This is a genomic window from Paenibacillus sp. oral taxon 786 str. D14, from assembly GCF_000159955.1.
In the GTDB taxonomy this organism is placed as follows: Bacteria; Bacillota; Bacilli; order Paenibacillales; family Paenibacillaceae; genus Fontibacillus; species Fontibacillus phoenicis.
The window spans coordinates 91,227-95,316 of record NZ_GG695984.1 but is presented as its reverse complement, the minus strand read 5'-3'; the positions used below and the strand labels follow the sequence as shown (position 1 = coordinate 95,316).

Annotated in this window: 4 protein-coding genes; all 4 read right to left on the bottom strand. The window is 55.9% G+C overall.

The features are described from left to right. Positions 1-704: N-acetylglucosamine kinase (locus POTG_RS16510; protein ID WP_009225981.1), on the bottom strand; the 704-nt coding region annotated here is incomplete at its 3' end. A gap of 17 nt (positions 705-721) precedes the next feature. Then, on the bottom strand, positions 722-1,864 hold the full coding sequence (locus POTG_RS16505; protein WP_009225980.1) for an exo-beta-N-acetylmuramidase NamZ family protein: 1,143 nt from the start codon (positions 1,862-1,864) through the stop codon (positions 722-724). A gap of 48 nt (positions 1,865-1,912) precedes the next feature. Next, on the bottom strand, positions 1,913-3,130 hold the full coding sequence (locus POTG_RS16500) for an anhydro-N-acetylmuramic acid kinase (protein WP_009225979.1): 1,218 nt from the start codon (positions 3,128-3,130) through the stop codon (positions 1,913-1,915). Positions 3,131-3,146: 16 nt separating this feature from the next. After that, on the bottom strand, positions 3,147-4,007 hold the full coding sequence (locus tag POTG_RS16495; RefSeq protein WP_009225978.1) for a carbohydrate ABC transporter permease: 861 nt from the start codon (positions 4,005-4,007) through the stop codon (positions 3,147-3,149). Between the last annotated feature and the right edge of the window lie 83 nt (positions 4,008-4,090).

The window sequence follows — 4,090 nt, the reverse complement described above, 5'->3', positions numbered from 1 at the left end:
AAAGCGATCGCGCTGCGCCGCGCGATCGCCAGCGCTGTGCTGTCGCCAAGCTCGCAGGCTGGCGACAGCAGCGGGGCCAGTGCGGCAATGTCCTTCTTGTTCGTGTCCTTGCTGTACACGAATCCGATAAGCTGCCGCACCGAATCGATCTCCAGCTGCGCATAGACCAGCTCCGTGATCGCCGTGGGGCCGCTTCGTCCGTCCGCCGCCCGGACGACCGCGCTCAGCAGCTCGCGGCCAATGGAATAGCCGCTGCCTTCGTCATCGATCAGGTGGCCGCAGCCCCCAGTTCGATGCGTTTCCCCGCGAGCGTTCCGCCCGAAGCAGATCGACCCGGTGCCGGCGATCAGGATCAGGCCGTGCGAGCGGTCTAATGCGCCGCACAAGGCGGTTTCGTGATCGCCAACCAGGTCGAGCCCGCCGCGGTAACCGCCGGATCGGATCAGCGACGTCAGCCGCTCCGCAGCAACAGGGTTGCTAATCCCCGCCGCACCGAGGCACATCTGCACGCAATGTTCTAGCCCTCCGCAAACCTCCGCTACGATCCGCAGCAGATGATCTAGCGTTTGTTCCACCGATCCGGTATCCTGACCGTTGAGATTAAGCGGACCGACGGCGAACGAGCGAACAACATTCCCCGTCTCATCCGCCACCGTCGCTTTCGTTTTGGTACCGCCGCCGTCGATGCCAACGACATATCTCATTTGAATCTAGCCTCCCCTCAGGCATAGAGGTGATATTGCTGCTTCATCGCAGCGAACGCCCGGCTCTCTTCCCGGAACTGCTCCAATAGCTCCGGAAGCGGCAAAGTCTCTTCGCGAAGCAGCTTGTCGCCGCTCAGCATATCGATGAAGGACAAGTGGTTCTCCTGCATCGGCGGCAGGAAAGCAAATTCCTCGTAGTTTCGACGAATGGTATCCAGCAGGATATATCCGGTCTCCACCGCATGCAACGCCCGAGGATCGGTCACATACAACTGGACGCCGCCGCAGAGCTCCCCCTCGTGTTTGGAGGTCGTTGGCTTAAAATACACCGGCCGGAACAGCACGCCCGGCAATCGCTTCGCATTCAATTCCGCGGCCAGCTTCTCCGGCTGAATATAAGGTGCACCGATCATTTCAAACGGGAACGTCGTGCCGCGCCCTTCCGATAGATTCGTCCCTTCAAACAAGCAGGTACCTCCATACAGCAATGCAGTCTCAAACCGAGGCATATTGAGCGATGGATGTACCCAGATCCGCCCGGTTTCCGGAAAGAGCATACTCCGGTCCCAGCCTCGGCACGGGATCACGTGCAGCTCGGCGTTCCAGCCCATTTGCTCGTTGACCATGCGGGCCAGTTCTCCGGCAGTTAGACCGTACCGTACACAAAGCGGATAGTTGCCGACAAACGACTCAAACCCCGGCTTAAGCACATTGCCTTCCACCGTAACACCATCCAGCGGATTGACTCGATCCAGCACGATAAAAGGCTTGCCCGCTGCCGCACAATCCTCCAGCACGTAAAGCATGGTATAGATGTAAGTATAGTATCGAATACCTACATCCTGAATATCATAGACGACGGCATCAACCTCATCGAGCATCTCCGGTGTCAGCCGCTTGGAATCTTGTCGGTAAAGGCTATGTACCGGCACCCCCGTGATCGGATCGATGTAGCTGTCGACCAACGCACCGGCGGCCTGATCTCCGCGAACCCCATGCTCGGGCGAGAATAAGGCCGTCAGATGAAACTGATCATGCAGCACCTGAATCGTAGACCTAAAATCCGAGGTAAGGCCGGTCGGCGCTGTAATTAACCCCAGCCGATGGCCTTGCAGCAGCTTGGCATATTCCGAAAGCCGATCAATCCCGTTTTCCACCATCCTATTAACATCCCTTCTCCACAAATTGTCCGTTGACCGACCGGCGAATTATCGCTTGGGAACCGAATAGCTGATCTTCCCCATCACCACGGGATGAGCAGCACCGGTGACCCGCGGGAGATTGTTCGGCACCCCATCCAGCGTGCAGCCGGCTAATAACGCAAACGCCACCGCTTCTTTGGCGTCGCTGTGAAAGCCCATTTCTTCCTGCGTCATCACGGCAACCCCCATCGCGTTCATCTCGTCCGCCAGCATGCTCATCAGCACTGGGTTATAGCTCCCGCCTCCCCCAACGATTAACACATCGGCTGCATGCTGGGCCCGAACAAACCTCCGATATCCTTCACCAATCGTCCAAGCCGTAAGCCGGGTGACCGTAGCCACCAGATCCTCTGCTGAAAGAACATACCGTGCCTGGTGCTCTAACAGACGGTCAATGTAGGCCGCATTAAACAACTCTCGTCCGGTTGACTTCGGAATCGGCTGCTCATAATAAGGCTCCTGCATTAATTCTTCAAGCAGCCCGGCATGCACTTGGCCGCGCCGGGCCAGACTTCCGCCAACATCCATCGTGGCTGCGCCTCGAGTCAGGCGCGTCACCACACCATCGATCAATACGTTCCCGGGCCCCGTATCAAATGCATACACCTCATCTGACCGACAGTTCTGGGGAAGAACGGTCATATTTCCGATCCCCCCGATATTTTGCAGCAGCAACGTTCGCTTCTCCTCCCGATACAGCAAATATTCCGTATACGGTACCAGCGGAGCTCCTTGGCCTCCCACGGCCATATCCGCGACGCGAAAATCAGAGACGCAAGGGATTTCTGTCCGGGCTGCAATCACCGCCCCTTCCCCGATTTGAACGGTATGCCGTAAATCGAGGCCATCCACGAGGCTCGGGTTCGGCGCATGATAAATGGTTTGGCCATGGGAGCCAATCCAAGCGATCTCGCCGGGAGTTAACCCCGCCTTCCGAATTATCGCCAGCGCTGCTTGAGCGAACAACTCCCCCAGCCACACGTTCAGACGACCTACCCGGTCGATCGTCGCTTGCCGGGGATCAAACATGGCAAAGATCTCTGCCCGAACCTGATCTGAGTATGGCGTGTTTTCGTACGCTACCAATCGGACTTCCGGTTTTTCACTTCCATCCAGGTTACCGCGAATGGCGATCACAGCGGCATCGATGCCATCGACCGAGGTTCCTGACATCAAACCTACCGCATAGCGGTAAGCCGCAGAAGTTCCGCGAGGACGCCCCATCCCCTCACCTCCAGGTTCACCCCTTCACCGCGCCAACCGTGACGCCTTCCAGGAAATATTTTTGCAAGCTGAAGAACAAGATGAACATCGGCAAGGCCGAGATCGTCGCCCCCGCCATCATCGGAGCGAAGTACGTGGTGTTCGCGAATCGGAAGTTTTTGAGCCCCACCTGAATCGTTTGCATGTCCATCGTGTTCGTGACCAGAAACGGCCAGAAGAACGTGTTCCAGCTATCCATAAAGGTGAGAATGGCCATAACCGCCATCACGGTTTTGGAGAGGGGGAGAACGATCTTCGTGAACATCTGAAGCTGGTTGCAGCCTTCCACCTTTGCGCATTCTAAAATTTCGGACGGAATGGAAGTCATGAACTGCTTGGCTAGAAAGATGTTAAATACGGTGACGAGACCTGGCATTATCAACGCACCGTATGTATTTTCAATCTGAAACACGTTCACGATCAAAATGTAAAGCGGCACCTGAGTTACTTGATACGGAATCATCATCGCGCAGAGCATAATCGAAAACAACACCGATCTGCCGCGGAAACGAATTTTGGAGAAGGCGTATCCCGCCAAGGTCGCAAAGAGGACATTCGACACCATCACGCTGGTCGCCACAATCAGCGAATTCAACAGCCAGCGATAGGAATACTCGCTATAGTCGAAGAAAAACTTGTAGGAATCCAGCGATATTTTGCCCGGCCACAACGAATAGCTTAAGGCCCCCGCTTCCACGGGATCACCGAAGGAGGAAATGATCATGAAGTAGATCGGAAACAGCGTCGCCAACGCAAAAAGCAGAAGAACGATCATGAGCCCTGCGTTGCGGATTCGCCTCACGTATGGATGGCCGGTATGATTACTGTATAGTGCCATGGGTTCATCCTCCCTCCCACGCTAATATTCGATGTCGTTGCCCATAAATTTGAACTGGAGCAGGGAAATGCTTGCAATAATCA